The organism is Mesorhizobium sp. M7A.F.Ca.CA.004.06.1.1 (assembly GCF_003999135.1).
GTDB lineage: Bacteria > Pseudomonadota > Alphaproteobacteria > Rhizobiales > Rhizobiaceae > Mesorhizobium.
Genome location: NZ_RZPQ01001175.1, coordinates 1 through 1,126, shown reverse-complemented (window position 1 = coordinate 1,126; position 1,126 = coordinate 1). Strand labels below are relative to the sequence as shown.

The window sequence follows — 1,126 nt, the reverse complement described above, 5'->3', positions numbered from 1 at the left end:
GTCCGACCTGGAACCGGATTGCGATCCTGCCATCGACCTTCGTCTGCGTCAGGTAGATGCGGCCATCGTCGTTGATCGCATTGACCAGGCGCAGATTGTGCTCGTCCGCGTCGGTTGCGATCTTGTGTCGGAACGAGAACAACGACAGCATCGGTTCGCTGACGATCTCGAAATCCAACTCCCTTGCCAGCCGCGCCGCCAGCGCTTCGCTCCACCCGACATGATTGCGGATCATCGTGCGCAGATTTTCCAGGCCATGGGCGCGCAGCAGGAACCACAATTTCAGCGCGCGAAATCGCCTGCCGAGCGGCACCGACCATTCGGAATAGTTGATGATGCCGTCGTGGCCGTGTGTCTTCAGATAATCCGGCTTGATGGCCAGCGTCCTCACATGGCTTTCGGGATCGCGCAGGAACTGGATAGAGCAGTCGAACTGGGCGCCCAGCCATTTGTGCGGATTGAAAACGATTGAATCGGCGCCTTCGACGCCTGTCCAGAAATGCCGATATTCCGGACAGATCATCGCCGATCCCGCCCATGCGGCGTCGACGTGAAGATAAAGCCCATGCCGCCGTGCGACCTCGACAACCGCTGCAATATCGTCGGCGCCGCCGGTGCTGGTGCCGCCGACGCAAGCGATGATGCCGGCCGGCAGCATGCCGGCTTCCCTGTCGGCGATGATTGCCGCCTCGAGTGCCGCCGTATCCATGGCGCGAAAGCGGCCGGCGACGGGAATGCGCACGAGATTGTCCTCGCCTATGCCGGACACCCAGATCGCCCGGTCAATCGAAGTATGCACCTGGTCGGAGGAGTAGATGCGCAGCCGCGCCTGCCCTGCCAGGCCTTGTTTGTTGCCTTGCCAATCGAGCGCCCGTTCGCGCATGGTCAGCACTGCGGCCAGTGTCGCCGACGAGGCTGAATCCTGGACTACGCCCGAGAAACCTTCCGGCAGGCCGAGCGCCTGGCGCATCCAGTCGACGGTGCGCGTTTCGAGTTCGGTCGCCGCCGGCGACGTCTGCCAGAGCATGCATTGCGCGGCCATCGCCGAAACCAGATATTCCGCCACCACCGAAACCGGCGCCGCATTGGCCGGGAAATAGGCGAAGAAGCGGGGATGCTGCCAATG

1 protein-coding gene is annotated in these 1,126 nt (G+C 62.6%); it reads right to left on the bottom strand.

From position 1 onward, the window contains the following. A partial coding sequence (locus EN906_RS34905) for an aspartate aminotransferase family protein (protein ID WP_164777645.1) occupies positions 1-1,126 on the bottom strand: 1,126 nt, incomplete at both ends.